This is a genomic window from Halomonas sp. KX33721 (genome assembly GCF_001596805.1).
Taxonomy (GTDB): Bacteria; Pseudomonadota; Gammaproteobacteria; order Pseudomonadales; family Halomonadaceae; genus Vreelandella; species Vreelandella aquamarina.
This window is the reverse complement of record NZ_LVIA01000004.1, coordinates 1-25,997: the sequence shown is the minus strand read 5'-3', so window position 1 is coordinate 25,997 and position 25,997 is coordinate 1. Positions and strand designations below refer to the sequence as shown.

Below are 25,997 nucleotides of genomic sequence, written 5' to 3'. Positions count from 1 at the left end.
GGGGTCATACCTCAATGTCTGCCAAATTACCGTAATCTTCCAACCACTTCTTGCGGTCGCTGGCGCGCTTTTTGGCGAGCAGCATATCCATCATTTCCAGGGTGCCGTCTCCCTCTTCCAGGGTGAGCTGCACCAGGCGGCGGGTTTCCACGGCCATGGTGGTTTCACGTAGCTGCAGCGGGCTCATTTCCCCTAGCCCTTTAAAGCGCTGAACGTTGGGGGTGCCGCGTTTTTTTCGCTAGCTGTTTCAAAATGGCGGCTTTCTCGCTCTCATCCAGGGCGTAATGCACCTCTTTACCCAGGTCGATCCGGTAGAGCGGCGGCATGGCCACGAAAACATGCCCGGAATCGACCAGAGCGGGGAAGTGTTTGACGAACAGCGCGCAGAGCAGCGTGGCGATGTGCAGCCCGTCGGAGTCGGCATCCGCCAGGATGCAGATCTTGTGATAGCGCAGCTTTTCAAGGTCGGCGCTGCCGGGGTCGGCACCAATCGCCACGGCAATATCGTGCACTTCTTGAGAGCCATAGATATCGTGGGTTTCGACTTCCCACGTATTTAGGATCTTCCCGCGCAGCGGCAGGATGGCTTGGGTGTCGCGATTACGCGCCTGCTTGGCACTGCCGCCTGCCGAGTCACCTTCCACCAGAAACAGCTCGCTCTGCGCCGGGTCCTGGCCGGAACAGTCCGCCAGCTTGCCCGGCAGCGCGGGGCCCGAGGTGACCTTTTTACGGGCGACCTTCTTCGATTTCCGCTGACGCTGCTGGGCAGCGCTGATCACCAGCTCGGCCAACTGCTCGGCCTGCTCGATATGATGATTCAGCCACAGCGAGAAGGCGTCTTTCACCACGCCCGAGACAAACCCGGCAATGGTGCGCGAGGAAAGCCGCTCTTTCGTTTGGCCGGCAAACTGCGGGTCAAGCATTTTCACCGAGAGCACGAAAGAGGCGCGCTCCCACAAATCATCGGCGGTGAGCTTGATGCCACGGGGCAGCAGACTGCGGTATTCACAGAACTCTCGCAGGGCGTCTAACAGCCCAGAACGAAAGCCGTTAACGTGGGTGCCGCCCTGGGGGGTAGGGATCAGGTTGACGTAGCTCTCAAGCAGCGCCTCACCGCCTTCAGGCAGCCACTGAATGGCCCAGTCCACACCGTGCTCATCGTCGCTGAAGTGGCCTACGAACGGCTCTTTGGGCAGTACTTCGTAGCCATCGGTGGCTTCGGCCAAGTAGTCGCGCAGGCCATCAGCGTAGGCCCACTCGGTTTTGGTGCCATCCGGCTCTACTAGCGTGACCGCTAAACCGGGACAAAGCACTGCTTTGGCGCGCAGCAGGTGTTTCAGTTTGGAAAGTGCCAGCTTCGGGCTGTCAAAATAACTCTCATCTGGCCAGAAGCGTACCAGAGTGCCAGTAGCGCGCTTGGGGGCTTTGCCGATTTCATGCAGTTCTTCGACCTTTTCGCCGTGCTCGAAGGCAATGGCATGGCGAGCACCGTCTCGGGTCACTTCGACTTCTAAACGCCGTGACAGCGCATTGACCACCGACACGCCCACGCCGTGAAGGCCGCCAGAAAACCGATAGCTCGAAGAGGAGAACTTACCACCCGCATGGAGCTTGGTAAGAATGAGCTCGACCCCTGAAACACCGTGCTCCGGATGCAGGTCGATGGGCATGCCCCGGCCGTTGTCTTGCACTTCAATGGCACCGTCACTATGAAGTACCACGCTGATGCTGGAAGCGTGCCCGGCGAGCGCCTCATCGACACTGTTGTCGATCACCTCTTGGGCGAGGTGGTTGGGCCGCGAGGTATCGGTATACATTCCCGGGCGCTTACGCACCGGTTCAAGCCCTGACAGGACCTCGATAGAACTCGCGCCGTACTGGGAGGCATCAAACTGGGTCATGTAACGTCGGTTCCTGAAAAAACATACTGAACAAAAGCGTACTGTCGGCTTCAATAGGAGCCGTCACAGGACGGCCTCTTGAGTACTCTTAAAATAGGGCCGCTTGGAAAAGCACATAGGATAGCTGAAAACCAAAAAGCTGTATATCCAGCCATATGAGTTGGGCGTCCTACTGCTGCCCTGCGGCCCAAAACGCTTCAATCAAGCCACGGCTGGAAGCATCCATACGGCTGATACTCTTTTCACCGTCGATAATGGCCTGGGTATCGGTGGCAATTTGCTTGCCCAGCTCGACGCCCCACTGATCAAAGGGGTTGATGTCCCATATCACTGCCTGTACGAACACCTTGTGCTCGTAGAGCGCAATCAGCGCACCGAGGGTCGCAGGCGTGAGCTTGTCCAGCAGCACGGTGGTCGAGGGCTGGTTGCCACGATAGCGCTTGTGTTCGGGACGCGGGCCATCCTCTTCCAGCGCATCGTCCCCCAGCATCAGCACGCGGGATTGTGCAAAGCAGTTGGCCAGCGCCAGACGATGCTGAGCCTTCAAGTGGCGGCGGGTGTCTGGGTCGTCCACCTCATCGTAGCGCTTCAAAGGCGCGATAAAGTCGCAGACTACCGGCTGGGTGCCTTGGTGCAACAGCTGGTAAAAGGCGTGCTGGGCGTTGGGCCCTAACTGGCCCCACAGCACCGGACAGGTGGAGTAGTTCACCGCTTGGCCCTGGCGGGTCACGGACTTGCCATTGGACTCCATTTCGAGCTGTTCGAGGTAAGCGGCAAAGTACTCAAGCCGCCCGTCGTAGGGCAGAATTGAGTGGGCGCGAATATCCAGAAAGTTCACGTTCCAGATGCCTGCCAAGCCCAGTAACACCGGCAGATTGTCCTCCAGTGGCGCATCGCGGAAGTGGCTATCCATAGCATGGGCGCCCGCCAACAGTTCGCGGAAGTTCTCCATGCCAATGACCAGCGCAATCGGCAGCCCAATGGTGCCCCACAGCGAGTAGCGCCCGCCGACCCACTCCCAAAACATCAGCTGGTGGTCCGGGGCAATCCCCCACTCGCTCATCTTGTCAGGGCTGGCGGATACACCAATAAAGTGCTGGCGCACAATCAGCTCTGCGCTGATCGGTTTGGCATGGGGGCTGACTTCTGGCAGGTCGGCGTGCTGTGTAAGCCGCCCGATTAGCCAGTCGCGGGCCGTGTTGGCGTTGGAGAGCGTATCAATGGTGGTGAACGACTTGGACGACAGCACAAACAGCGTGGTTTCAGGATTGAACCGGCTGAGGTAGTCCGCCAATTGGGAGCCATCCATCGTGGAGGCAAAATGCACCTCCACCGGGTGAATATCGCTGGGGCGATAGTCCGCGAGGGCATGGGTCACCATCAGCGGCCCTAAATCCGAGCCGCCCACGCCTAAATTCACCACGTGACGAATAGGCTTGCCGGTGGCCCCACGCCACTGGCCCGCATGTAGCCGCTGAACTAGGCGCTCCATTTGCGCCAAGCTGTCATGCACGGCCCCGACGATATCTTCGCCTTCCACTTCCAGGCTCGCATCCGCAGGTAGGCGCAAGGCGGTATGCAGCGCTGGGCGGTTCTCACTGACGTTCACCCGCTTACCGCTCAGCAGCGCCTCGATGGCCCCTGGCACGCCCGCCTCTTGAGCCAGCGCCAGCAGGTGCTCCAGCGTATCGTCGTCCCAACGCTGCTTGGAAAGATCGAGAGTGAGCCCCGCCACCTGACGAGTAAAGTGCTGCCAACGGCCAGGGTCATCCCCAAACAGGTTTTTCAAGTGGACATGCTTAAGCGCCTGGGCGTGCTGTGAGAGCGTTTGCCAAGCGGGTAGCGTATCGGGAGTTGCTGTTGCTGAAGCCATGTGCCTTCTCCTGTGGCGTCGTTCCGTGAGGCAGGAATCTGTGTTGATCAGGCCTGTTCTGCGTTAACAAGGGCGCGTAAACTACGCAGCCTCATTAACCATCCTGGCTTGCCCATGAGTGATGCATCTTACCGCGACGCTATCTTTTCAACACCCCTAGACAAGGTGGCTAGGTTCTCCTTTGACGAGCAGGTCGTCGCGTGCTTCCCCGACATGATCCGCCGCTCGGTGCCCGGCTACGGCCAAATTCTGGGCATGCTGAGCCTGATTGCCAAACGCCACCTGCGCCACGGTGCCCATGTTTATGATCTGGGCTGCTCGCTGGGCGCATCCGGACTCGCCCTGGCAGGCGCGCTGCCCGCCGATGCGTTCCGCTATACCGGTATCGACCTTTCCCCGGCCATGGCCGCCCGAGCCAAGCAGACCTTTCTCGATGAGTGCCCCGAGCACTCCATGCAGGTGGAAGAAGCCGATATTCGTACCTACGAGTATGCGCCTTCGGGGATGATTATTCTCAACTTCACGCTGCAGTTTTTGCCACCGGCCGATCGTGATGCGCTACTCACGCGGCTTTACAACACGCTTGAGCCCGGCGGCGTGCTGATTCTTTCGGAAAAAACCGTCGATGCCGACGAGCGCGACAACGCTTGGCGGGTCGAGCGCTACCACGACTTCAAGCGTGCCAATGGCTACAGCGATATGGAGATCAGCCAAAAGCGCACCGCGCTTGAGAACGTGCTGATTCCCGATACGCTCGATGCGCTGCACGAGCGCTTGTCGCTGGCGGGTTTTCCCCGCTCCATGACCTGGTTCCAGTACCTGAACTTCACCTCGCTGATCGCCTTTAAGGAGGGTTAAGGTGGCGCTACTCCCCGACGATCATCGCGTGCTGTATCAAGCGTTTTTTAGATCAGGCCACTCAAGATGCCTCGCTCACGCCCTGGCTTGCCAAGCTCCCCGAGCAGCTCTCCAGCGGGCTGGACCGCCAGCGCCACGGCGATCTCTCTGCCTGGGAAAAAGCCGTGGCCAAGCTGCCGCCATTGCCGGAAGAGCGCCGTGTGGATCTAAACAGCGACACGCTGACGGTGGAAATAGACCTCACCGACAGCCAGCAGCGCCAGTGCTTCAATCTGCTGCGCAAGCTGGCCCCGTGGCGCAAAGGGCCATTCAACCTGGGTGGTATCGAGATCAATACCGAGTGGCGCTCTGACTGGAAATGGCAACGCGTCGCGCCGCATCTCGCGCCGTTGAAGTACCGCAAAGTGCTGGACGTGGGCGGCGGCAGCGGCTACCACGCCTGGCGTATGGCGGGTGCAGGCGCGGCTTTCGTGTTGGTGATTGACCCTTCCCCACGCTTTTACTGGCAGTTTCAGGCGGTGCGCCACTTTGTCGGCAACGCCGATGAAGGACGTACACAGTTTCTGCCGGTGGGTATCGAGGACATACCGGAAAACCTGGGCTTCTTCGACACGGTGTTCTCCATGGGCGTGCTGTACCACCGCCCTTCGCCCCTTGAGCACCTGCAACAGCTAAAAGGCGCGCTGGCCCCCGGCGGTGAGCTGGTGCTGGAAACGCTGGTGGTAGAAGGCGATGAGCAGACCGTATTCGTACCCGGCGAGCGCTACGCCGCCATGCCCAACGTCTACTTTCTGCCTTCCTCCAAAGCACTGTGCCACTGGCTGGAGCGCTGCGGCTTCACCAATGTACGGGTGGTAGATGAAGCGATGACGACGCTCGATGAGCAGCGCTCCACCGAGTGGATGACCTACCAGTCGCTGGCGGACTTCCTCGACCCGAATGACCGCAGCCGCACCATTGAAGGCTACCCCGCCCCACGCCGTGCGGTGATTCTGGCGAACAAGCCGGAGTAGTGAGTGATGGCCGCCCACCATTTTTAAACCAGTACTTTTAAATCAGCACTTTTAAATCAGCGCCTTAAAATCACCAGCCAGCGACCCAGGTTCATCACGCTGGCTAGCGACGCGGCCACATAGGTAAAGGCGCAGGCGGTGAGTACGTGGCGGGCACCGGCCATATCGGCAGGCGGCACGTACTCTTTCAACAACGGTAACGCACGATTGAAACTGGCATCGAACTCCACCGGCAGCGTGACCAGATGCACCAGCGCGGCGGTGCCGAAGCTAATCACCGCCATGACGACTATCATCGCAAGCCCACCGGGTAGCCGCGTCAGCAGGAACAGAAACGGCGCGGCCATCATCAAAATAGCGCCTAGCTTTTCCGCTTTTTGCGCCACTTGCACCAAACGGCTGCGGGCCAGCAGCGGCGCATAACCTTCATGGTGCTGAATAGCATGGCCCACCTCATGGGCGGCAACGGTTACCGCCGTAAGCGAACGGCCATCGTAGTGATCGGGCGTTAAGCGTACACAGCGTGCCTCAGGGTCGTAATGGTCGCCCTGTTCGGTGCGCTCTACCCGTACGCCCTCCACACCCATACGGCGCAGCAGATGTTTGGCCAATTCCGCACCGGTACCTGGGTAATCATCACGCCCTCGGGTATGGCGCCTTAATACCCATTTTGCCCATAGGTTGGGCAGCACAAAAATAGCCAACGCCAGCACAATTAAGAGGATGAGCATCACAACACCGGAACCCGCCAAGTAAGAGAGACATCAACGCTCATTTTTACCACGAATGGCGGGGGAACACAGCTTAGTCAGGCTCGTTACGATGGGCTTCGACGTCGCGCTGAACCGCTTGCAGCCCGCGGGCGGAGATATCGCCTTTGGCGTGGGCATGCTCTGCCATCAAAATGCTATCTACGGCCAAGACCAGCTCACAATCGGTATGGGCTAACTCATCGCGCAGACGCTGAATGGCGGCTTCCCGCTGGGGGTCGCTGTCGACGCGGCGAATATAAATCGCTTTGATCCGATCCGGATAAGCTTTAACGACCTCCGTGTAGACTTCCGGGTCGTGCTGGCCGCTATCGCCAATCAAAATGCAGGGCATGTCGTCATACAGCGCCAGCATGCGGTCGATCAGGTCACGCTTATGATCCTCCGCTCGGCGGGGCCACGGCTTACGCCATGAGATCCCCCACTCCCGTAAAAACAGAATAGGACCCACTGGAATCCGGTTGATTTGGAAGAAAGCTTCCAACATTTCATAAATCGCCCACGGGCCACGAGAAACATAAAGAATCGGCCGCTCGGCCTTTTCGGTCTGCCCACGGTAAAGCGCCTGATAGAGCGATGCTACACCGGGAAACGCCGTCCGTCGGTGGGGCTTGCGCACAAACAGTCGGTAAAGCATTTTAAACTTTTCCGCCACGCCGGTGAACATCACCGTATCGTCGATATCGCTGATCACCAACAGGTCCGCCTCAGGAGGCGGTACGTACACTTCTACGCTGGTACGGATCGGTGGGTGCCCCTCGGCATGGACCAAAATATCGGCGCGATGCCAGGAAACATCGACCGGCAAAGGCGTACTAATCGGCAGGTGGGCATCAAAGTAGCCGTCTCGGTCGGTGGTTAAACAGAGCTCATTGCCCCCCACCCGAATATCGACTTTGGCATTGGCGAGGCCACGCCGGAACACTCGCCGCGCGACGTCGGCGGTATCGCGCAGCATACCGCGTCTAGGAATGGCACGGCCGAGTGCCGCTTGGCGGAACACCCGGCCCATCACAAAGATTTCCCGCTGGGAACCGTAACCGCGGTAGGGATGCACCATCATCCCGCTGCGGCCACTGTCCCGCTTCATCGGTTTTGCAACAACGTGGGCAAGCCTTTTGGCAAAGCTTGCCCACTGGTGATACCACGCCATTAAGCGTGCTGGCCTGAGTGGCGCCCTTCCTGCAGCTCTTCCAGCAGTTTGGAATTAAAGGCGTCCAGGTCTTTGGGTGTGCGGCTGGTCACGAGGCCGCTATCGACTACTACCGGCTCATCCACCCAGTTCACACCCGCATTTCGCAGATCTTGGGCGACACTCGGCACGGAGGTCATCTTGCGCCCTTCGACCACGCCAGCGTTAATCAAAATCCACGGCGCGTGGCAAATGGCGGCGACGGGCTTGCCCGCTTGGAAGAACGCTTTTACAAAGCTCAGGGCGTCTTCGTTCAGGCGCAGCTCGTCAGGGTTGAACAGGCCGCCGGGGAGTACCAGGGCGTGGTAGTCGGACTCGCTAACGTCTGCCAGTGCCTTGTCGGCCTCGTAGGTATCGCCCCAGTCGGTTTCTGCCCAAGCGCGAATGCCCTTGCCTTCCGGCGAGACAATATGCACTTCAACACCCTCTTTTTGGAGCGCCGCGCGAGGCACGCTCAGCTCGGACTCTTCAAAACCGTCGGTGGCTAAAATAGCAACACGTTTACCATTCAGTGCTTGATTCATCGTGCTCTCCTTTTCGTGATGATCTTTTCGTGATGAGGTTACGTCTACAACACCTCTCCAGTGTGGCGCATCTTATACAATCGTCAAGCGTAGAGGCCGAATCAGACTAGTCGCTACGCGCTTAAGCGTTGTACAACACGCGGCCTAGCTGGCTCACATCATACCCTCTTAGCGTACTCGCACGCTGGGCAAACCGGGGCTCTCTGGCAAATTCAAACAAGGCTTGGACGGCAGGCTCAAAGTAGCTGCGACGATGCATCACCAGATCAAACGACTCCTCCACCAGCGGGATAAAGTCCAGCTGCTGGCGTTGCGCGGCAGACTCCATCCCCAGCCCAACATCGGCTTCACCTTGGGCAATGGTCAGCGCTAAATCGTCCTCGCTGAGCGCAGGATGTGCCGCCCATCTCAGCGCTTCGGGCACAATGCCCGCCTGCTGCAGCATGCAGTTCAAGAGCTGCGCGGCCCCTGCGCCTGGCTGGCGGTGGGCAAGCATGGCTTTGCGCTTGGCAATGTCGCCTACCGACCGAATGTCCAATGGATTCCCCAGCGCCAAGAGCAGCCCCTGGCGGCGCGTGGCCCAGTGCAGCACGATCAGATCGCGCACTCCGCCTAGGCCCAACGCAGCAGGTTCGTTATAGCGCTCAGAAGCCGCGTCGAGCAGATGGATCCCCGCTAGCATCGCCCTGCCTTTCAGCAAGCGGCGCACGCCGTCGCCACTGCCTTGACACAACGAGGCCAAGTCACTCCCGCTCTCTCGCACAGCCCACTCCAGCAGCGGGTCTTGGCTGCCCGCCAATACCGGCGGAGGCGGCTGCCGCTGCGCCTGGTCGCCTTCCAAGTGGCTAAGCACCCACATATCAATATGCTGTCGAGGAAACAGCAGCTTTCCCGTCGCACGGCTGCAGGGGATATGGCCCTGACGCACCAGGTCGTACACCTTGCGCTCTTTCAAACGCAGATAATCCGCCACCTCAGCGGTAGTCAAATAGTCGTTTGGCATCGCTCACCCTGCATTTAGCTGCGTATGGCTGCATATATTTCAGTAGCCAATGCATAACATCAAGTAAACGTACACTATGCAGCCTACTGAATACACTTTGCTCACCCGTTTCTTCCGTGGCCATCGCACTGGCATGTGCGCGACCCAACGCTTCTACATCAGGTACTTATGTCAGCAAGTGATAACCCTTTTTATACGGCGCTCGCGCTGATTCTGGGCATGGACTCAGATTTGATCGACATCGTGGTGCTCTCTTTACAGGTGTCGCTGGTCGCCGTGCTAATCGCCAGCGCCTTGGCGCTGCCAGTGGGAGCGGCGCTCGCCCTATGGCGTTTTCCTGGGCGTAACGGACTGATCGTCGTACTCAATGCACTGATGGGGCTACCGCCGGTCGTGGCAGGGCTATGTGTCTATTTGCTGCTCTCCCGGGCAGGACCATTAGGCTCGTTTGGGCTGCTGTTCACGCCCAGCGCCATGGTGATTGCTCAAGTCATCCTGGTATTTCCGATTATCGCTGCGCTGACGCGCCAGCAGGTGGAAGCCCTGCAGCATGAGTACGCCGAGCAGCTACGCTCGCTGGGGCTGACCCAGCTACGCATGATGCCCACCCTACTGTGGGATGCGCGCTTTGGCCTGCTGACGGTGATTCTAGCGGGCTTTGGCCGGGCCAGCGCCGAAGTGGGCGCGGTGATGATCGTCGGTGGCAATATCGACGGCGTGACTCGGGTGATGACCACCAGCATCGTGCTGGAGACCAGCAAGGGGGATCTTCCCCTGGCGCTCGGGTTGGGCATCGTACTGCTGACGCTGGTCACCCTCATCAATGCGCTGGCCCATGCGGTCAGTGAAGCGGCCAAGAGGCGGTTAGGATGAATGCACCGCTCACTACCTCCTCTTTCACCTCACAGGCCGATGTGCCAGCCCTGCACTTTCAGCAGGCGAGCTTTACCCATCGTGGACACGCCTTGTTGGTGCCCACCACCCTCACGCTGTCTGGCTGTCAGCGCACGTTGATCATGGGGCCTAACGGGGCGGGTAAAAGTCTGTTCATGCGTTTGGCTCACGGTCTACTCCGCCCTAGCAGCGGCCACGTTAGCTGGGAAGGCGTACCTCCCGTGCAGGCCATGGTGTTTCAGCGACCGGTGCTGCTGCGTCGCTCGGTGATCGATAATCTGATCTACGCCCTGGCCGTCAAACGCGTGCCTCGCCGGGAGCGTAAAGCACTCGCCTGGCAGGCACTGGAGAAGTTCGGCTTAGCAGCTCTGGCCAAGCGCCCCGCGCGGGTGCTGTCTGGCGGCGAGCAGCAGCGGCTCACCCTGGCCCGCGCTTGGCTGTTAACCCCTTCCGTGCTGTTTTTGGATGAACCCACCTCCGCCCTTGACCCCGCCGCCATTAAGGCGGTGGAAGATGCCGTGAACGAGTTTCACCAAAGCGGCACGCGCATCGTCATGACGACCCACGACCTGCATCAGGCGAAGCGGCTCGCCGACGATGTGCTGTTTATGTACGGCGGCCAGGTGCTGGAGCACACCAGCGCCGAGCGATTTTTCGACACCCCGACCTCCTCGCAGGCCAGGGCGTTTATCCGGGGCGAACTGGTTTGGTGACCCCCAATCAGCGTTGAACAACACCCAAAGGAGCAGACCGTGAAGACAACGACCACGCTTATCACCGCCAGCGTATGCACGACCGCCTTGGCCTGGAGTGCTTCGCCACTCGCGGATGACGACTTCATTACCCTCGCCTCCACGACGTCCACCGAGAACTCAGGGCTGTTCGATGCCATTATCCCCACGTTCACCGAGGCCACCGGCATCGACGTGCGCGTGGTGGCCGTCGGCACCGGGCAAGCATTTGAGATCGGCCGCCGTGGTGATGCTGACAGCCTACTGGTACACGATACGGCAGGCGAGGAGCAGTTCGTGGCGGACGGTTACGCCACGGAGCGTTTAGACGTCATGTATAACGACTTCGTGATCGTAGGCCCCAGCGACGACCCAGCAGGCATTAGCGACAGCGAGAGCGTGGCAGACGCCTTTGCGCGTATCGCCGAGAGCGAGTCACCGTTTGCCTCACGAGGCGATGACAGCGGCACGAACCGCGCCGAACTGCGCTTGTGGGAAGATGCGGGCGTGACACCCCAAGGCGAGTGGTACCGCGAGCTGGGCAGTGGCATGGGCCCGACCCTAAACACCGCTGCGGGTATGGACGCCTACACCTTTACCGACCGCGCCACCTGGGTCGCGTTCGATAATCCGCAAAACCTCACGCTGCTGTTCGAAGGTGACGAAGCGCTGTTTAACCAGTACGGCAGCCTGCTGCTCTCGGAAGAACGCCACCCGCACTTAAAGCATGATTTAGCCGCTCAGTGGCACCAGTGGCTCGTATCTGAGGAGGGTCAGCAGGCGATTGCTGACTTCGAGGTAGGCGGCCAACAGCTGTTTTTCCCTAACGCCAAGTAGTCTTTTGCAGAAGAGCCTTTGGCGGTATTGGCATACACCGCCACTGAGGCAAACGCAACAAGGCCTGCTGCACCAAGTGCAGCAGGCCTTTGTTTTATGGCTATAATTTTAGGATTATGATTTAGATAACGCGGCGTCAGCTCAGCGGCTCAGCAATTCGCGAACATCCTTTGCTTCCCAATGGGGGAAGTGCTTGCGTACCAGCGCGTTCAGGTCACGCTCAAAGGCGGCCCAATCGGTGGTAGCGGCCTGTTCACGGGCGTTAGCCACGCCGCGAATCATACCGGCACCTACCGTCACGTTGGTCAAACGGTCAATCACGATAAAACTGCCGGTACCCGGGCTAGTACGGTAGTCGTCTACCGGAATGGACGCCGTTAACTCCACCTCGCAGCGGGCGATGGCGTTCAGCCCCAGTGAATCGGTAGCGTGCTTTTCCAGCGTATTAACGTCGATCTGGTACTCAATGGCACTCACCTGCCCCGCTAAGTCGCGGGTGGCGAGCTTGATGTCGTAGAGCTTGCCGGGCGTGAGAGCGTCTTCGTGCATCCACACGATGTCGGCGCTGAACACGTTCGAGATCGGGATGTCAGCATCCGCGCTTACAATCCAGTCACCACGAGAGATATCAATTTCATCTTCCAGAGTCACGGTAATCGCCTGCCCTGGGTAGGCGGCGTCTAAATCACCATCAAAGGTGACCACGCGTGCCACGCGGGATGTTTTACCGGAAGGCAGGACCTTCACCGCTTGCCCTGGGCGCAGGACACCGGCCGCCAGGGTGCCGCAATAGCCGCGGAAGTCCAGGTTGGGGCGGTTGACATACTGAACCGGCAAACGCAGATCGGTGAGGTTCTGATCGCGACTGACTTCGACGCTTTCCAGCAGCTCAATCAGCGTTTTGCCTTCGTAGCGCTGACTATCGTCAAAGTACCAGGGCGTTTGCTCGCTGGGGTTGACTACGTTGTCGCCGTTGAGTGCTGATATCGGCACGAAGCGGATATCCGGGGCTTGCAGGTTCTTAGCGAACGCCCGGTACTCCTCGACAATCTCGTTAAAGCGCGCTTCTGAGAAGCCCACCAAATCCATCTTGTTGACCGCAATCACCAAGTGCTGAATGCCCAGTAGGTCGGCAATGAAGCTGTGGCGGCGTGTCTGGGTCTGCACGCCGTAGCGCGCGTCGATCAGAATAATCGCCAAGCTTGCGGTGGAGGCACCGGTCGCCATGTTACGGGTGTACTGCTCGTGCCCAGGGGTGTCGGCAATGATGAACTTGCGCTTCTCCGTCGAGAAGAAACGGTAAGCCACATCAATGGTAATGCCCTGCTCGCGCTCGGACTGTAGGCCGTCCACTAGCAAAGCAAGATCCACCGCATCCCCAGTGGTGCCGCTGGTTTTAGATGCCTTGGTAATCGCTGCCAACTGATCTTCAAAGATCATTTTGGAGTCGTGAAGCAGCCGCCCGATGAGCGTAGATTTACCATCGTCGACGCTGCCGCAGGTAATAAAGCGCAGCAGGTCTTTGTTTTCGTGCTCGTGCAGGTATTGCTCGATGTTATCGGCAATTAACGTTGACTGGTGCGCCATTAGAAGTACCCCTCACGCTTTTTCTTCTCCATGGAGCCGGCCTGATCGTGGTCGATGGCACGGCCGCTGCGCTCGCTGGTTTTGGTCAACAGCATCTCTTGGATAATTTCCGGTAGCGTTGCTGCCGTGGATTCCACCGCGCCGGTGAGCGGGTAGCAGCCAAGGGTTCTAAAACGCACCCACTTCTCCTCCGGCACCTCGCCTGGGGCCAATGGAAGGCGGTCATCGTCCACCATGATCTGCATACCGTCGCGCTCAACCACCGGGCGCTTGGCGGAGTAGTACAGCGGCACAATCGGAATCGACTCAAGGTAGATGTACTGCCAGATATCCAGCTCGGTCCAGTTGGAAAGCGGGAAGACGCGAATCGATTCGCCTTTATTGACCTTGGCGTTATAGACGTTCCAAAGCTCAGGGCGCTGATTTTTGGGATCCCAACGGTGGTACTTGTCGCGGAAGGAGTAGACGCGCTCTTTGGCACGGGAGGCTTCTTCGTCACGACGCGCACCGCCGAAGGCAGCATCAAACCCATACTTATCCAGCGCCTGCTTGAGCGCCTGGGTTTTCATAATGTCAGTGTACTTCGCGCTACCGTGATCAAAGGGGTTGATGTTAGCTGCCCGCCCCTCTTCGTTGGTGTGCACAATCAGCTCCATGCCCGCCTCTTCCGCCATACGGTTGCGGAAAGCGATCATTTCGCGGAATTTCCAGGTGGTGTCCACGTGCATCAACGGAAACGGCGGCGTGCCAGGGTAAAAGGCTTTACGCGCTAGGTGCAGCATCACCGAGGAGTCTTTACCGATGGAGTACATCATCACCGGATTGCGAAACTCTGCCGCTACTTCCCGGATGATATGGATCGATTCAGCTTCGAGCTGCTTCAGGTGGGTCAGTCGGGCGGCATCCGGTGCGATGGGCACCTCTTGCGTCGCCGCCGACGGCGCAGAAAACTGGTTCATTACCTACTCCCTCACAAAACGGTGCTTGCTTTTGTGGGTAGGGTAACGCTATGCCAATAATAACCCAAAAGAATTAATAACTATCTTTTTATATCTATAACGCCTAACAGGCTCTTTAGACAACCACACGCTCAATCCAGGTCTGCCACTCGTGAGCGTTGAAATCGACCACGCGATAGCCAGGGCGTGAGGCTTCATCGATGGCAAACTGCTCCGCTCCCGGCAAAAACTGGTCAGCCATGGCGGGGCAACCGTAGACACCAATATCGGTGCCAGCTGCTTGATGATGCTGGGCGTAGGCTTGGTGAGCATGGCCAAACAGGATCATTTTCACCTGCGGATAGGCACTGAGTAACTGCCAAAAAGCGTCGCGGTCTTGCAAGCCAATGGCATCCATCCAGGCAGCACCTACCTCCACAGGCGGGTGGTGCATGGCAATAAGGGTTGGCCGGTCGTCTTGCTCAAGCCGTTCTGCCAAAGCGCTTAAGGCAACACTCCCCAGCTCGCCGTGGGGTTTGCCCACTACCTGGGTGTTGAGCAGCAGTAAGCGCCATTGCTCCAAGTCCACTTCCTCTAACAGCGGATGTTCGGCGGCCATCAGCTCTGGCTGGTCATGGTTGCCAGCAATCCAGAACCACGGGCATGGCAGCGCCGAAAGCGCCTCGCAAGCAAGGGCGTAGGAAGCGGCGGTTTCATCCTGACTGATATCACCCGTGAACACGACGACATCGGGTCGTTCAGTAATCACAGCCTCCAGCACACGTTGAAACTGCTGCCAGGGAATTCCCGCCCGGGAGCGTGCCTGCTTATCGGCATAAAGATGGGAATCGGTGATTTGAATCAGCCTCATGACAGTAGCTCCATTAACGACATTCCATCAACGCAATTCGGGCATGTCCACAGCATGGCCGTGGGCCAGCCCGTGGGCCAACCACTCACCCAGGAAGCAGTTGAGCTGCAGCTTTTCATCCGGCTGGTGCATGCGGGCATTGGGGTAGCGATAGCGGCCGCTAAAATGGCGCTCGCGTTGAAAGTCGACCACTTCCGCCATACGCACATCATGGTAGAGATGTACGCGCATGCGCGGGCCTTCGATCACTGCGTCCAGCGGCCCGCTCTGGGTCACTTCCACCAGGGTGGTATAGGGGGCTTCCTGCAGTATCGCTAAATGCAGATCACCAAAGTGCTGATGGTCGCTGTGTAGTGCGATATCACGGCGCTGACCGCTCTCCATATCCCCTACTAGGCGCAGCAGGCGCAGATAGTTAGCGCTACATTCGCCCTGCAGGGTTTTTAAATCGGTGACGTAGGCGGCTCTTGCCATGATGACTCCTTACTAGATTCGCTTGGCGTCAATATTCGAGAGGGCGGCGCGTTGAGACGCGGCACGCAGCGATGCCCGCTGCCCCGCCAGCCAATGCAGCCCAATCAAAGACATGGCGTTGTCGAGTCTTCCCTGCTCTAGGAGTTCCCAAGCGGTGGTAAACGTTACAATGTGCACGCGGATATCTTCGTGCTCATCTTCGACCCCATACACACCGCCTAAGCCGTGAGTATCCACCAACCCGCAAAAGAGCGTCACACGTTCGTTGCAGGCACCCGGGCTTGGGTAGTAGGTATGCAACTTGGTTAATTGCCCCACTTGGCAACCCGCTTCTTCCATGGCTTCGCGACGGGCTACGTCTTCCAGGGATTCATCCTTATCTGCCAAGCCTGCCACGAGTTCTAATTTCCAGGGAGAGGTCGGGTCGTCAATTGCCCCAGCGCGAAACTGTTCGATGAGTACCAGGGCATCACGGGGCGGGTCGTACAGTAGCACACCCACTGCATCGAAACGGTTATGCACTTCTCGGCGCATAGTAGCGCTCCAGCCGCCTTCAAACAGCCGGTGGCGCAACTCCAGTGCTTCTAGGCGAAAAAAACCTTGATAAAGGGTGTCGCGTTGGATGAGTTCGACATCATCACGACCAAGCGTAGGGCCCATACGGCACTCCCGATGATAACAATCGAACTATTATCAATGCTGCCCACCGGGAATACCAATGCGGTGATTAACCGCGTGTCATCGTCATCGAAAGGATACTGGCTACGTTAGAGCTGGCTGAGTAGAGCCTCGGCATCCCGTCGTAGTGCTTCATCTGACACTTGGCGATTCTCTCGGGCCGTGCCGTTCACCGCGCGCTGGGCATGCTCCCGTGCCGTCTGAGTGTTGCCCTCTTCTTTTAAAAACGCCGCGTAGTAGTAGTTCACGTCGATGCCGTCGGGGCGAAGCTCAAGCGCGCGCTGGAACATGCGCTCGGCAGTATCGCTGTTACCAAATCCCAGCGGGCGACCTGGGGCACGGTCATATAATGCGCCCAGCGTGACATAGGCCGAGCCGTTGCCACCGGTGGGGTCAATCTCAATGGCACGCTCCAGCACATCACGAGCGTCACCCGCCGTACCCAAAGCTCCCAAACCGCCGCGCTCGCGGGCGTAAGAGGCCAGCACAATGCCCTGCCAAATCAGCACCTCGGCTTCATTAGGATGCTGGCTTGCTAGCTGTTCGGCTTCGCTGGCGAGCGCTTTTAGCGTATCTTCCCTCTGGTTGGCAGGCATTTCCGTTACTGTATGCTCCCAGCGGTTTTTCAGCGAGAAAACTTCCCCTTCAAATGCTGAGGCATTGAGAGGCGCCAGGGCCAGCGTGCTGCCCAGGGCTGCGGCGATTAATAAGCGAGATAATGGAATAGCGCGCATAGTCACTCCAGGTTTGTTGTTGTAACGGCTGTATTCATAAGGCTCTGTAAGCCAAGTACCGGCTTACTTAGACAATGTAACGAACGTTTGAATGATTCGCCAGAGAATCGCGACTTTGTTATAAAACATTCCCGTAGCGTAAGCTTGATGCCCTGGTAGGAAAGCCCTACAAGGCACTTAAGGAGAAGATTGGCTTATGAAAGGTCGCAATATGACCCGCTGGCGGGATCCGGCCAAAGATCCTCGCCAAGAACCGAAAAGCCATTTGATTACTGCAGAAGGTGCCGCCCGTCTACGCGGCATTTTGGATCACCTTTCGCGGGTAAAACGCCCTGAGCTATCAGCGAAAGTGGGCGAAGCCGCAGCCCTTGGAGACCGCAGTGAAAACGCGGATTACACCTATAACAAAAAGGAGCTAAACCGGGTCATTGCCCGCATCCGCTATTTAACCAAACGGCTTGATGAGCTACAGGTAGTGGATCGTCTGCCCGCTAACACAGATAAAATCTTTTTTGGCGCGTACGTAAGCTTGGAGGATGAAGAGGGAGAAACGCTGGATATTCGTATCGTCGGCCACGATGAGCTCGATACCCAAAAGCGCTGGATCAGTATCGACGCCCCCCTGGCGAAGGCGCTGTTGGGCAAAGAGGTCGATGACGACGTCACGGTGCTCACCCCCAACGGCGAAACGTTCTATACCGTGACGGCCATTCGCTATGGCCATCCGTAACAGCTATTTAGTAGCGCGATACACCCGAAAACGGCGGTTATCGGATAGCGTCTCAAAGCCACCCAAGGCACGCTGCAGCCGCTCAGGGTAAGGCAGGAACGCATTGGCCACCAGAATGAGCTGTCCTTTTGCATTGAGATGCTCCGGCGCCTCGTCGATTAACCGCGTGCTAGGGCCATAGCTAATATCACGCTCCTGGTGAAACGGCGGGTTACTGACGATGACATCAAATCGCTCACCCTCCAGCGCTGAGTAAACATCGCTCTCCAGCACCGTGCCATCCAGCGCATTGTCGTGAAGGGTACGGCGGCAAGCTTCGGCGGCAAAGGCGCTGACATCGACAGCCGTGACCGCATGGCCGCGTTTCGCAAGCCAGGCGCTGATAATGCCGTCGCCGCAGCCCATATCCAGCACTTTCAGCGTTTTTTTCGGTAGTGCTTCTTCTAGGGCTTGCAGCAGCAACTGCGTTCCTTCGTCGACTTTGCCATGGCCAAACACGCCAGGATGGCTCACTAAGCGCATATCCAGGGCATCAAAGGTTTGCCAGGCACTATCGGGCGCTTCCCTTTTCACCGTTCGGGTGGCAAACAGCGAGCAGCGGCGGGCGTTATCGAGCTTGTCACAGCTCATGCCCAGCTCGTCTAGCATCTTGGGAACACGTTTGATGCCCCCTTGGTGCTCACCGACGATATCGAGCGGCGTATTGTCAGGCAGCACGTGGCAAAGCCACTCAAGCCACCACTTGCCTAGCTGGTGGGCTTTGGGCCAGAACAGTACCACCTGCCCCTCGGGTAAGTAGTCGAACGGCTCGAAAGGGCTAACGGCTAGGCGTCCGCTGGCCTGCCACTGCTGCCGCAGAGCGACATTGTCGCTCACCATCGCGGTGGAGTGGGTTAACAGCCATGCATCTTCCGGGGGCGCGACAGGCCATAACCGGGCGGCCTGCCCATAGTAACGTTCAAGCAGTTGGCAGGCGGGCAGTTGTGCACTCATACATCAGCCTCAGGTTTGGTAACGGTATAAAGTAAATAGCGGCCTAAGCGCCAATGAGGGTCTTGCTGGCAGTACTGCTTTTCAAGCGCTAGCAGTGCTGCTTGATCGCTTGCCTTCTCTGGGGCCTGGCGCACGTAATCCTGAAAAATACGGATGCCCGCAACGCTCTCGATATGTAAGCCGTTCTGGCCCACCCACTGGCAAATTTCATCATGGGTAACTGGGGAGATCGGCGTTAAGCGCTGGCGCTTGCCCTTGCCTTCTAACTGGTCACTCAAGGCTTTTTGATAGTTGCCCTTCACCACATTAGAAAAGCGCAGCGCGTCGCGGTTAAACACCATCAGGCTGAGTTGACCACCAGGCGCCAGCAGCGTTGCCAGGGTTTGCAGCGCTTGCTCAGGATGGCCCAACCACTCCAATACCGCGTGGCAGGTGATCAGCGGCCAGGGGCCGGGGGCTTGGCTCGTCAGCGCCTGTAGAGGAGCTTCCACATAGCGAAGCTGCCCCAGAGGCCACACCGCAGCGGCCTCTTGCTCAGCGTGCCACGCCTTAGCGTGGGCCAGCATATCGTGGGAAGGCTCTGCCATGCTGACAGTGTGACCGCGTGCCGCGAACCAACCGGAGAGCTGCCCCAACCCACCGCCGACATCCAGCACCGGCTGAGCCTGTAAGTGCAGCATTTGCGGCAGAAGATAATCCAGCATCGCGAGGCGCAGCTCGCCCCGGGGTGCTTGGTAGAGCGAGCGAGAGAACTTATCAGCCAAGCCATCAAAGTAGCGGTCGCCAGCGTCGGTTAATTCGTAGGTCGGGTGCATGCCTCTAGCCACCACAGTTTAAAGGGGCGCTAGTTTACCCGTTATCGTCAGGAAAATCGCACCCCAGGCAGCATGGTTGAGCAGTCCAAGCGCGATGGTCACAGCTAGGACTAGAACTGCTCCCACTCACCCGCAGACGACTGTTTGGAGGGCAGCACTTTGGCGGCTTGCACCACCGCTGGCAGCTGCCAACGGCTTTTTCTCTTTACGCTCACCATTACGTATATACTGAGCATCATGGCCGCTAGCTACTGCTCGCTGGACGACACGGCTCCTTCCCATACTTCACAACGGTCGCGGCCGTTATTCTTAGCTTTGTACAACGCTGTGTCGGCTAAGCGCAGTAGCCTTTTAGGGTCCATGGTGTGAGCCGGATACGTGGCGATTCCGCAAGAGAGCGTAATGCGTCCAAGCGGCTGATGAAGGTGACTCAACGCTTGGTTACGCTGTGCCTTCAGCAGTTTCTCGGCACGCGTCTGGGCCTCGGCCGTTCCGGTGCCCGGTAGGAGTGCGACGAACTCCTCGCCCCCCAACCGGCACACCACGTCCGTACCGCGAAAATGCTTCTTTAACAGCGCCGCGACCTCGATCAGAACGGCATCGCCAGCGTCGTGGCCAAAGTTATCGTTCACTTTCTTGAAATGATCGATATCGATCATCAGCAGCGAAAGCAGGCTTCCCTTACGCTGCGCGAGCGCCATTTCCTGATGTAGCAAGGCGTCGAAATGGCGACGGTTATTGAGACCGGTCAGGGCATCCTGAAGCGAGAGCCCCTTGAACTGCTCGACCAAGGTATCTAGCTCTGCCGTCCGCGCCATCACCTGTGCTTCTAGCGTCTGGTTGGCCACAGCAAGTTGACGCTGCGAATGACGGTAGTGCCACAGCGAAATCCCCACGATAGCCAAAGAGAAGCCCAACGCCCCATAGCTCAGTGGCACGTCGCGCCGAGGTATCAGCTCGTGCGCCACCAACATGTCCAGCAACAGAAGTGGCGCAAACAGCAGGAAACTAGTGACGAACAGCCGCTGCTCCAAATTCAAACGACGCACCCGCAGCAGCGCCAGCAGAAGCATGAGGGGGAGCGTGAGCAACAGCAGCACATCGAATATGGGGAACGTCAGTGCCAAGTTCACCACGCCAAGTGCGACCAGACCAATCGAAACCACGAGGTACGCCAAATGGAGCTGCCATAAACGTCTCATCCAGCGCTTTGGTACACCCTCCAACCAGTGGCTCAGCAACAAGCCTATGGCAATGGGCAGTGTAAAGTAGCTGGCGGCTCTTAAAATGTCCCAGGTAAGCGGCGCGTCTGCCAACAGCTGCCGAACGGGGGTCTCTGCCAACAGCATCAACCCTGACGAAAACGCAAACAGCGCGATGGCGAAAAAGCCCCGACGCTCAGGCCCAATCATAGCAAAAATCGCTGCCAACATCGCCAGTAGCAGGCTGAAGGCACTCACCGCAAGGTCCTGTACCGAAGCGTGGAGCATCCCCTTCAGCGCATCGATACGATCGGTGATCTCTACATCGCCCCACAGCCCGATGCTGGTGTAATCGGAGTGGATACGCAGCGCCAGCGTCTTGCCCGCCGAATTCTCCGGTAGCGGAACCAAATGCCACGGCCAACCGATGAAACGAGGTGCCTCCATATCGCCATGCTGATAAATCAGCGTGCCATCGAGGTAGATCTGCCCCACCAAGTTAATGCTGGTAATGTGCAACACCGGGTCACGCCACTCCCCCTCTGGCAAGACCGTTTTAAACCAAACAGACTTCTGGCCGTTGCGCTCCGGTGGGTTAGAAGGAAAATCGATGGGGCTCCAAGGCGCGTCATCTTCTAAAGGAGCATCTCCCCAGCGATACTCCCAATCGGTCAGCGGTGCAGGCGCGCTAGCGTAGGCCAAAGAACCGGACAGCAACAGCAAGCCAGCCATTATTCCTACGCATAAAAAGCGCAACAAGACGTTGAGCGTACCCATCCGATCCCCTAGCTGGCGTGACCCACCAGCTCACCCTATTTTTTATTAACGCTAACCTTATACACTCAAAATTGCGTTGATAGCACGTTTGATGCGTTTCAAACGCCTATTCGTTGGTGGCGTTAATCATTATCCAATCGCTATGTTCGATATAAATGCCACTCGTTTTCGACCCGGCCATCCGGCAGTCGACAGTAACGCCCCGTTCCCAAAGTGATTTCGCGGGTGAGGCGCTCGCCGCCCAGGCTGACGCAATACGCCGCAGCTGCCGCCCAGCGCAACGTGCAGCGGCTTGCCACGCTCATCAACGATCTGCTGGATATGGAGAAATTGGTGGCAGGCAAAAAGTAGAAATGGGTGAGCACTGGCAAGCCAAAGAGAGCAAAACGTTCCAACTGTACGAAATCGCCAAAGCCAATCTCAAAAAAGACGCGACACCCAACTTGGACGAAAACGAGAAGTTCAGTGGATAAGCCGTTCATGAAGCGCCCGGCTGCCTGGGCGCTTTGTTCGATCGCGTGGATGACAACGCTCTGGATAACGCATGCGCCCGCCTCCTCCGCCGACGCAGCCATCAAAAGCTGGATCGAAAGCCCAGGCCACTGCCACAACCTCATGAACGATGCCTTTACCGATATGGGCATGGCGCATGCAGAAGATAGTGACTCGCGATTTACGCACTACTGGGTGCAAACACTAGGCGCGCCGCGCTAGTGGTTAGAAATGAAGAAGACATGGAGGCGTTTGGCGTCCCTGGCAGGAGTCGAACCTGCGACCTGCCGCTTAGGAGCGGGATTTAAGCCTGTTTTTTGCATTATTTAGCATCCCTTTAACAAACCGCCAAAATACATAAAATCAATAAGTTAATAACAAATAGCATCCTTTTGTGTCTTATACTTTCCCGCGCTATACTGCAGTTTCTGTGGGGGCGCCTGTGGGGGCGGAAATTCCCCATACAGGAGACATAATGCTAAGCACTGAAAAACAGGTCATTGCCTTCAAGCCCGCTGAGGGCAAGGCCAAGGTAAGAGAAGGCGTTACTAATCGTGGTGTTGGTGGGTTGGCACTGGAAGCCCGTAGCGACCGTGAAGCCAAGGCGTGGCTTTATCGTTACCGCATTAACGGGAAACAATGCGAGCTACAACTAGGCACTTATCCGGCCATGAAATTAACCGAGGCTCGCCAAGCCCACCGGGAAGCGGTGAAGGTCGTAGAGCAAGGCTTAGACCCGCGAAAGCAACGCGCGTCTGAAAAGGCCACCAATCTAGCCGCGTGGACAATGCAGGATGCTTTCAACCGCTGGATAGAGCATTACCAACAGCAACCGGGCCGCAACAAGCAGCCACCTACCGCCAAGACGGTAGGCCAACAGCATGGCCGTTGGCGGCGTCACCTTGCACCCCGGCTGGCTGATTTTTATGTGCGTGATGTATCCCGGCGTTTACTTATCGATGTGCTAGAACAGGCATCTAAAAATGCCAAAGTAGAAGCCCGCCATAGCCTGAACCTACTGCGTCAACTGCTACGCTACTGCCAGAAACGGGAACAAATCGACGTTAACCCCACCGATGGCCTGACACCTGCCGATATTGCTGCGTCTGCGTCTGCCCCGCGTCAACGTCACTTACCCCTGCCTGAATTGCGCCAGCTATGGCAAGCCATAGACGACGCCCGCGCGGATAGTGAAGGCAAAGCCACTACCGCCGTGCTGAGCGTTCCGGTAGCCAATGCGCTGAAGCTTCTAATCCTAACCGGCGTCCGCCGTGGCGAGGTGGCTTTCATGCGCTGGGATGAAGTCAAAAAGGATACATGGACAATTCCGGCTGAGCGCACCAAGTCCCGGCGACAGCACCAAGTTCACCTTTGCCCGCTGGCACGCAAACTACTGGCAGAACAGCACCAACTAGCCGCCGGGGAGTTCGTTTTCACGTCTACTCAAGGCACCGGCAAGGCCCTACACCCGGATAGCCTGAGCACTGCCGTTGCCCGCTTACAGGGCCGCGCTAGAAAGGAGCACGACGAAACTGCCCCGCTCTATCACCTGGAGCACTTCACAACCCACGACTTGCGCCGGTCGTTTGCCACCCAGGCCACAGAAATACTAATGGCTGACCCGCTGCTGGTGGAAATGATGCTAGCCCATGCACCGCCTAAGCTGATGGGCACCTATAACCGCGCCGCCCGCTGGAAGTCCCAAGTAGATGTTTGGCAACGCTGGGGGGAAACCGTCGCCAGCAGGGTGGCAAGTGACCCCGGCTCGAACGTGGTATCACTTCGGGGAGGTGTAGCGTAATGACACCTGAGCAAGAAGCTGCAATTGCAAAAATTCCTCAATACTTAGAGGGCTGGCAGAGTGAAAAGGGTGAAAAAATAGCTGCTTTGGTTTATTGCTGGCTGGCTGGCACTGAAACCACCCGTGACGATAAAGACAGAATAACTACTCGCCCGACAGGAAAAGAACCTGACAAAGTCGTCCAAGCGGCAAAAGAAGACCCAGCCGCATGGGAAGCCTCTCGAATGCTAGTTGCTGGCCTTGCTGAGCAAGAAGAACCTATACCATCGCCACTACTTAGATTTACCGCTGCTGTAATGCGTGACCAATGGCCTAAGCCGAGCGGCGGGCGCCCAAAGCATAAGAATTTGGCCCGTGATTTACGTATAGCTAACGCGGTCTACATGCTTAAATGTGCGGGCATACAGTTGAGCCAAAATGACGAGACACAAGCAACCAAGTCAGCCTTTCACCTAGTTGCGCGACATGCAGCGCTTAGCCCTAGTGCTGTAAAAACAATATGGCGAAATATAGGCCCACACGTTATCGAAAGTAGAACTAAAGGCCCTTTTTATTTTCACGATCAACCCTTGAAGCTAAAGTTTTAGCGAGGTTAAAAAACTACCCCCCTATTGTTCCCCACGCGCCAAGCCTTACATGCCCTTAGTCTCATAAGCGTCTAATTGATACCGGGGGCAAACCATGACTACCCAAGCAACCTTTCTTAAAGATACCGAAGCCTGCCAGCGCTACGGCGTTGCCCGTTCAACGTGGTGGCGTTGGCTGGCTGAAGGCGTCATACCCTCACCCGTGAAGATTGGCCCGCGCGCTACTCGCTGGCGCTTATCTGACCTTGAAGCATGGGAAGCGCAACGCGGGGAGGCGATGTCATGAACACTCAACAGAAAGCCCGGCTGGGGGGCCGGGCCGTCTCGTCGTTTTCTACTGCTGTCGCGCCTTATCATTATAGCACCATAGAGCAAGCACTGAATGATGCCTTAGCCGCCTATGGAGTTAATGGGCTGGTGATTCATGCTGATGGAAACATTCACCGCTTCGACAGTATCGACAAGCCCAAGGGCAACCGAAATGGCTGGTATGTTTGCCCATCGCTGGAAGTTGCTGTTTTTGGTTTTTGGCATACCGGCGAGCAGCATAGCGTTAGCATAACCGGAGAACATGATCCTGCCGCCGCTGCTGAGGCCCGACAGGCTGCACAGCGCGCCAGAGAACAGCGTGATGCCGAGCGACGTGCTCAACAGGCCAAGACAGCCGAACAGGCTCGCCACTGGTGGGCAATGGCTGGAGCTGCCGATCCGTCACACCCCTACCTGACAAAGAAACGCCTAGCCCCGCATGGCTTGCGCCAGCACGGCAGCATGCTACTGGTACCCTTGTACGCAGATGGCGAATTGGTCAACCTTGAACGCATTTTTCCAGATGGAGAGAAGCGACCACTAGCAGGCGGTCGTGTTAAGGGCGCAGCTAGCCTAATAGGCTGCCTCGCTGGCGCTGAGCGTGTATTGATAGCAGAGGGATGGGCAACTGCCGCCGCGCTGTATGAAGCTGCTGGAGCGCCTGTCGTGGTCGCTCGCAATGCGGATAATCTGGAAACCGTAGCGCGTCGATTGCGCCAGCGCTTACCGGATGGTGTTTCTATCACCATCGCCGCTGATGATGACCGCTTCACCGACAACAACCCTGGCGTTACCAAAGCGCAGAGTTATTGGTCGGGTAGACCGGACGATTGCTCGTTCCGGCCCCCCACAGATCCGAGCGTGCGCGATTGACGCACTCGGCTCCTCAACCGTCAGGTTCACACGAAGGACGCTCGGTGCACGATTCTCGCTCGCGGTAACGGGAGTGTCAGCAACAGTTGCCTTGCCTTCTCCCACGGGAACCATCCTCTCTGTGATCGCCTCCTGAGCCACTTGATCCAGGTTGTCTGAACCCTGTATTGGAAGCGTTGCAGAGACTCGATGTTGTGGGTTATCCCGTAGTACGCATAGTGCCCCATAACCTTTCGACAGAGTTGGCGGTGCTGATCACGCAGGGGCAGGTGGCGGTTGGCTCGGCACCACAGCGAAATTCGCTTCAGGCCTCGCTTGAACCGGTCCTTGGCCGTTTTCTGCTTGATGATCCAGCGTCCACGCAGGGACTTCCCCCAGTAATAGGTAAAGCCCAGGAAGTCGAAGGTCTCGGCCCGTAGCTCGCGATGTGGCCGAAACCGTACCAGCCGAGTCTTGGTCGGGTGCAGGGTAAGGCCGAAGCGCGCAAAGCGCTTGGCCAGTACCTCCAGCACCTTGCGGGCATCAGCTTCGTTGCTGAAG

General features: G+C 57.8%; 25 protein-coding genes and 3 pseudogenes. 11 read left to right on the top strand and 17 right to left on the bottom strand.

What is annotated here, in order from left to right; genetic code table 11:
* Positions 1–4: 4 nt before the first annotated feature.
* Together parE and pgi are read right to left on the bottom strand one after the other, a co-directional pair.
* A pseudogene (gene parE / locus A3220_RS01175) lies at positions 5–1,901 on the bottom strand (DNA topoisomerase IV subunit B).
* A 169-nt stretch (positions 1,902–2,070) separates the two neighbouring features.
* Positions 2,071–3,774, bottom strand: coding sequence for a glucose-6-phosphate isomerase (gene pgi, locus A3220_RS01170; protein WP_062372536.1), 1,704 nt, complete (start codon positions 3,772–3,774; stop codon positions 2,071–2,073).
* 114 nt (positions 3,775–3,888) lie between these two features.
* On the opposite strand from pgi, the gene cmoA reads away from it, so the two are divergent.
* Positions 3,889–4,632 (top strand): carboxy-S-adenosyl-L-methionine synthase CmoA, encoded by a 744-nt coding sequence (gene cmoA / locus A3220_RS01165; protein WP_054641011.1) that lies wholly within the window; start codon positions 3,889–3,891, stop codon positions 4,630–4,632.
* Position 4,633: 1 nt separating this feature from the next.
* Positions 4,634–5,645, top strand: a pseudogene (cmoB, locus tag A3220_RS01160) (tRNA 5-methoxyuridine(34)/uridine 5-oxyacetic acid(34) synthase CmoB).
* 56 nt (positions 5,646–5,701) lie between these two features.
* On the opposite strand, the gene A3220_RS01155 reads toward cmoB, so the two are convergent.
* From A3220_RS01155 to A3220_RS01140, 4 genes are all read right to left on the bottom strand, one after another.
* Positions 5,702–6,376, bottom strand: coding sequence for a zinc metallopeptidase (locus tag A3220_RS01155; protein WP_054641026.1), 675 nt, complete (start codon positions 6,374–6,376; stop codon positions 5,702–5,704).
* 73 nt (positions 6,377–6,449) lie between these two features.
* On the bottom strand, positions 6,450–7,568 hold the full coding sequence (locus tag A3220_RS01150) for a phosphatase domain-containing protein (RefSeq protein WP_062372534.1): 1,119 nt from the start codon (positions 7,566–7,568) through the stop codon (positions 6,450–6,452).
* Positions 7,568–8,131 carry a type 1 glutamine amidotransferase domain-containing protein gene (locus A3220_RS01145; protein ID WP_054641013.1) on the bottom strand — a complete coding sequence of 188 codons (564 nt, stop codon included), beginning with the start codon at positions 8,129–8,131 and terminating at the stop codon, positions 7,568–7,570. The genes A3220_RS01150 and A3220_RS01145 overlap by 1 nt, the downstream gene beginning before the upstream one ends.
* Before the next feature lie 121 nt (positions 8,132–8,252).
* The gene (locus A3220_RS01140; RefSeq protein ID WP_062372531.1) at positions 8,253–9,134 is read right to left on the bottom strand and encodes a helix-turn-helix transcriptional regulator; all 882 of its coding nucleotides are present in this window, start codon (positions 9,132–9,134) and stop codon (positions 8,253–8,255) included.
* Between the two features lie 168 nt (positions 9,135–9,302).
* Between A3220_RS01140 and A3220_RS01135 the strand changes: the two genes are divergently transcribed.
* From A3220_RS01135 to A3220_RS01125, 3 genes are read left to right on the top strand one after another with little or no spacing between them, the layout of a single operon-like run.
* Positions 9,303–10,007 carry an ABC transporter permease gene (locus A3220_RS01135; RefSeq protein ID WP_054645031.1) on the top strand — a complete coding sequence of 235 codons (705 nt, stop codon included), beginning with the start codon at positions 9,303–9,305 and terminating at the stop codon, positions 10,005–10,007.
* Positions 10,004–10,741: an ATP-binding cassette domain-containing protein gene (locus A3220_RS01130; RefSeq protein ID WP_054641014.1), complete on the top strand. Its 738-nt coding sequence runs from the start codon at positions 10,004–10,006 to the stop codon at positions 10,739–10,741. Before A3220_RS01135 ends, A3220_RS01130 begins: the two co-directional genes overlap by 4 nt.
* Before the next feature lie 39 nt (positions 10,742–10,780).
* Positions 10,781–11,596 (top strand): substrate-binding domain-containing protein, encoded by an 816-nt coding sequence (locus A3220_RS01125; RefSeq protein WP_062372528.1) that lies wholly within the window; start codon positions 10,781–10,783, stop codon positions 11,594–11,596.
* Positions 11,597–11,737: 141 nt separating this feature from the next.
* Here the strand turns inward: A3220_RS01125 and cysN are convergent, their stop codons facing one another.
* The 6 genes from cysN to A3220_RS01095 form a co-directional block, all read right to left on the bottom strand.
* Positions 11,738–13,183 (bottom strand): sulfate adenylyltransferase subunit CysN, encoded by a 1,446-nt coding sequence (cysN, locus tag A3220_RS01120; protein WP_062372526.1) that lies wholly within the window; start codon positions 13,181–13,183, stop codon positions 11,738–11,740.
* Positions 13,183–14,142 (bottom strand): sulfate adenylyltransferase subunit CysD, encoded by a 960-nt coding sequence (gene cysD, locus A3220_RS01115; RefSeq protein WP_062372523.1) that lies wholly within the window; start codon positions 14,140–14,142, stop codon positions 13,183–13,185. The genes cysN and cysD overlap by 1 nt, the downstream gene beginning before the upstream one ends.
* 115 nt (positions 14,143–14,257) lie before the next feature.
* Entirely contained in the window at positions 14,258–14,992 is a 735-nt protein-coding gene (locus A3220_RS01110) for a phosphodiesterase (RefSeq protein WP_062372520.1), read from the bottom strand.
* A 27-nt stretch (positions 14,993–15,019) separates the two neighbouring features.
* On the bottom strand, positions 15,020–15,466 hold the full coding sequence (locus tag A3220_RS01105; protein ID WP_054641017.1) for a DUF1249 domain-containing protein: 447 nt from the start codon (positions 15,464–15,466) through the stop codon (positions 15,020–15,022).
* 12 nt (positions 15,467–15,478) lie between these two features.
* Positions 15,479–16,126: an NUDIX domain-containing protein gene (locus A3220_RS01100; RefSeq protein WP_062372518.1), complete on the bottom strand. Its 648-nt coding sequence runs from the start codon at positions 16,124–16,126 to the stop codon at positions 15,479–15,481.
* Positions 16,127–16,233: 107 nt separating this feature from the next.
* On the bottom strand, positions 16,234–16,878 hold the full coding sequence (locus A3220_RS01095) for a TRAP transporter TatT component family protein (RefSeq protein ID WP_062372515.1): 645 nt from the start codon (positions 16,876–16,878) through the stop codon (positions 16,234–16,236).
* Between the two features lie 196 nt (positions 16,879–17,074).
* Between A3220_RS01095 and greB the strand changes: the two genes are divergently transcribed.
* Positions 17,075–17,608 carry a transcription elongation factor GreB gene (gene greB, locus A3220_RS01090; protein ID WP_074210417.1) on the top strand — a complete coding sequence of 178 codons (534 nt, stop codon included), beginning with the start codon at positions 17,075–17,077 and terminating at the stop codon, positions 17,606–17,608.
* A 3-nt stretch (positions 17,609–17,611) separates the two neighbouring features.
* Here the strand turns inward: greB and A3220_RS01085 are convergent, their stop codons facing one another.
* The 4 genes from A3220_RS01085 to A3220_RS17700 all read right to left on the bottom strand — a co-directional run bounded on the left by A3220_RS01085 (position 17,612) and on the right by A3220_RS17700 (position 22,012).
* Positions 17,612–18,601: a class I SAM-dependent methyltransferase gene (locus A3220_RS01085; protein ID WP_062372512.1), complete on the bottom strand. Its 990-nt coding sequence runs from the start codon at positions 18,599–18,601 to the stop codon at positions 17,612–17,614.
* On the bottom strand, positions 18,598–19,416 hold the full coding sequence (locus A3220_RS01080; RefSeq protein WP_062372510.1) for a methyltransferase domain-containing protein: 819 nt from the start codon (positions 19,414–19,416) through the stop codon (positions 18,598–18,600). Before A3220_RS01080 ends, A3220_RS01085 begins: the two co-directional genes overlap by 4 nt.
* A 248-nt stretch (positions 19,417–19,664) precedes the next feature.
* Positions 19,665–21,350 carry a GGDEF domain-containing protein gene (locus A3220_RS01075; RefSeq protein WP_252860395.1) on the bottom strand — a complete coding sequence of 562 codons (1,686 nt, stop codon included), beginning with the start codon at positions 21,348–21,350 and terminating at the stop codon, positions 19,665–19,667.
* Positions 21,351–21,535: 185 nt separating this feature from the next.
* Complete coding sequence (locus A3220_RS17700) at positions 21,536–22,012, bottom strand: DUF333 domain-containing protein (protein ID WP_252860394.1); 477 nt, start codon at positions 22,010–22,012, stop codon at positions 21,536–21,538.
* Here A3220_RS17700 and A3220_RS01070 point away from each other — a divergent pair.
* The 5 genes from A3220_RS01070 to A3220_RS01050 all read left to right on the top strand — a co-directional run bounded on the left by A3220_RS01070 (position 21,933) and on the right by A3220_RS01050 (position 25,457).
* Positions 21,933–22,109, top strand: coding sequence for a CAP domain-containing protein (locus A3220_RS01070; RefSeq protein WP_230844938.1), 177 nt, complete (start codon positions 21,933–21,935; stop codon positions 22,107–22,109). The two genes, A3220_RS17700 and A3220_RS01070, sit on opposite strands and share 80 nt — an antisense overlap.
* Before the next feature lie 253 nt (positions 22,110–22,362).
* Complete coding sequence (locus tag A3220_RS01065) at positions 22,363–23,688, top strand: site-specific integrase (RefSeq protein ID WP_062372501.1); 1,326 nt, start codon at positions 22,363–22,365, stop codon at positions 23,686–23,688.
* Positions 23,688–24,275 (top strand): hypothetical protein, encoded by a 588-nt coding sequence (locus A3220_RS01060; protein WP_062372499.1) that lies wholly within the window; start codon positions 23,688–23,690, stop codon positions 24,273–24,275. The genes A3220_RS01065 and A3220_RS01060 overlap by 1 nt, the downstream gene beginning before the upstream one ends.
* A gap of 94 nt (positions 24,276–24,369) precedes the next feature.
* Positions 24,370–24,561 (top strand): helix-turn-helix domain-containing protein, encoded by a 192-nt coding sequence (locus tag A3220_RS01055; RefSeq protein ID WP_062372496.1) that lies wholly within the window; start codon positions 24,370–24,372, stop codon positions 24,559–24,561.
* A complete protein-coding gene (locus A3220_RS01050; RefSeq protein WP_062372494.1) occupies positions 24,558–25,457 on the top strand; it encodes a toprim domain-containing protein in 900 nt (299 codons plus the stop codon). Before A3220_RS01055 ends, A3220_RS01050 begins: the two co-directional genes overlap by 4 nt.
* Positions 25,458–25,483: 26 nt before the next feature.
* On the opposite strand, the pseudogene A3220_RS17390 reads toward A3220_RS01050, so the two are convergent.
* Positions 25,484–25,997 (bottom strand): annotated as a pseudogene (locus tag A3220_RS17390) (hypothetical protein); the annotation flags it as partial.

Excerpts from the sequence above, each read along its gene's own strand:
- pgi (WP_062372536.1), bottom strand. The coding sequence starts at position 3,774 with ATGGCTTCAGCAACAGCAACTCCCGATACGCTACCCGCTTGGCAAACG.
- cmoA (WP_054641011.1), top strand. The coding sequence starts at position 3,889 with ATGAGTGATGCATCTTACCGCGACGCTATCTTTTCAACACCCCTAGAC.
- A3220_RS01155 (WP_054641026.1), bottom strand. The coding sequence starts at position 6,376 with ATGCTCATCCTCTTAATTGTGCTGGCGTTGGCTATTTTTGTGCTGCCC.
- A3220_RS01150 (WP_062372534.1), bottom strand. The coding sequence starts at position 7,568 with ATGGCGTGGTATCACCAGTGGGCAAGCTTTGCCAAAAGGCTTGCCCAC.
- A3220_RS01145 (WP_054641013.1), bottom strand. The coding sequence starts at position 8,131 with ATGAATCAAGCACTGAATGGTAAACGTGTTGCTATTTTAGCCACCGAC.
- A3220_RS01140 (WP_062372531.1), bottom strand. The coding sequence starts at position 9,134 with ATGCCAAACGACTATTTGACTACCGCTGAGGTGGCGGATTATCTGCGT.
- A3220_RS01135 (WP_054645031.1), top strand. The coding sequence starts at position 9,303 with ATGTCAGCAAGTGATAACCCTTTTTATACGGCGCTCGCGCTGATTCTG.
- A3220_RS01130 (WP_054641014.1), top strand. The coding sequence starts at position 10,004 with ATGAATGCACCGCTCACTACCTCCTCTTTCACCTCACAGGCCGATGTG.
- cysN (WP_062372526.1), bottom strand. The coding sequence starts at position 13,183 with ATGGCGCACCAGTCAACGTTAATTGCCGATAACATCGAGCAATACCTG.
- cysD (WP_062372523.1), bottom strand. The coding sequence starts at position 14,142 with ATGAACCAGTTTTCTGCGCCGTCGGCGGCGACGCAAGAGGTGCCCATC.
- A3220_RS01110 (WP_062372520.1), bottom strand. The coding sequence starts at position 14,992 with ATGAGGCTGATTCAAATCACCGATTCCCATCTTTATGCCGATAAGCAG.
- A3220_RS01105 (WP_054641017.1), bottom strand. The coding sequence starts at position 15,466 with ATGGCAAGAGCCGCCTACGTCACCGATTTAAAAACCCTGCAGGGCGAA.
- A3220_RS01100 (WP_062372518.1), bottom strand. The coding sequence starts at position 16,126 with ATGGGCCCTACGCTTGGTCGTGATGATGTCGAACTCATCCAACGCGAC.
- A3220_RS01095 (WP_062372515.1), bottom strand. The coding sequence starts at position 16,878 with ATGCGCGCTATTCCATTATCTCGCTTATTAATCGCCGCAGCCCTGGGC.
- greB (WP_074210417.1), top strand. The coding sequence starts at position 17,075 with ATGAAAGGTCGCAATATGACCCGCTGGCGGGATCCGGCCAAAGATCCT.
- A3220_RS01085 (WP_062372512.1), bottom strand. The coding sequence starts at position 18,601 with ATGAGTGCACAACTGCCCGCCTGCCAACTGCTTGAACGTTACTATGGG.
- A3220_RS01080 (WP_062372510.1), bottom strand. The coding sequence starts at position 19,416 with ATGCACCCGACCTACGAATTAACCGACGCTGGCGACCGCTACTTTGAT.
- A3220_RS01075 (WP_252860395.1), bottom strand. The coding sequence starts at position 21,350 with ATGGCTGGCTTGCTGTTGCTGTCCGGTTCTTTGGCCTACGCTAGCGCG.
- A3220_RS17700 (WP_252860394.1), bottom strand. The coding sequence starts at position 22,012 with ATGAGGTTGTGGCAGTGGCCTGGGCTTTCGATCCAGCTTTTGATGGCT.
- A3220_RS01065 (WP_062372501.1), top strand. The coding sequence starts at position 22,363 with ATGCTAAGCACTGAAAAACAGGTCATTGCCTTCAAGCCCGCTGAGGGC.
- A3220_RS01060 (WP_062372499.1), top strand. The coding sequence starts at position 23,688 with ATGACACCTGAGCAAGAAGCTGCAATTGCAAAAATTCCTCAATACTTA.
- A3220_RS01055 (WP_062372496.1), top strand. The coding sequence starts at position 24,370 with ATGACTACCCAAGCAACCTTTCTTAAAGATACCGAAGCCTGCCAGCGC.
- A3220_RS01050 (WP_062372494.1), top strand. The coding sequence starts at position 24,558 with ATGAACACTCAACAGAAAGCCCGGCTGGGGGGCCGGGCCGTCTCGTCG.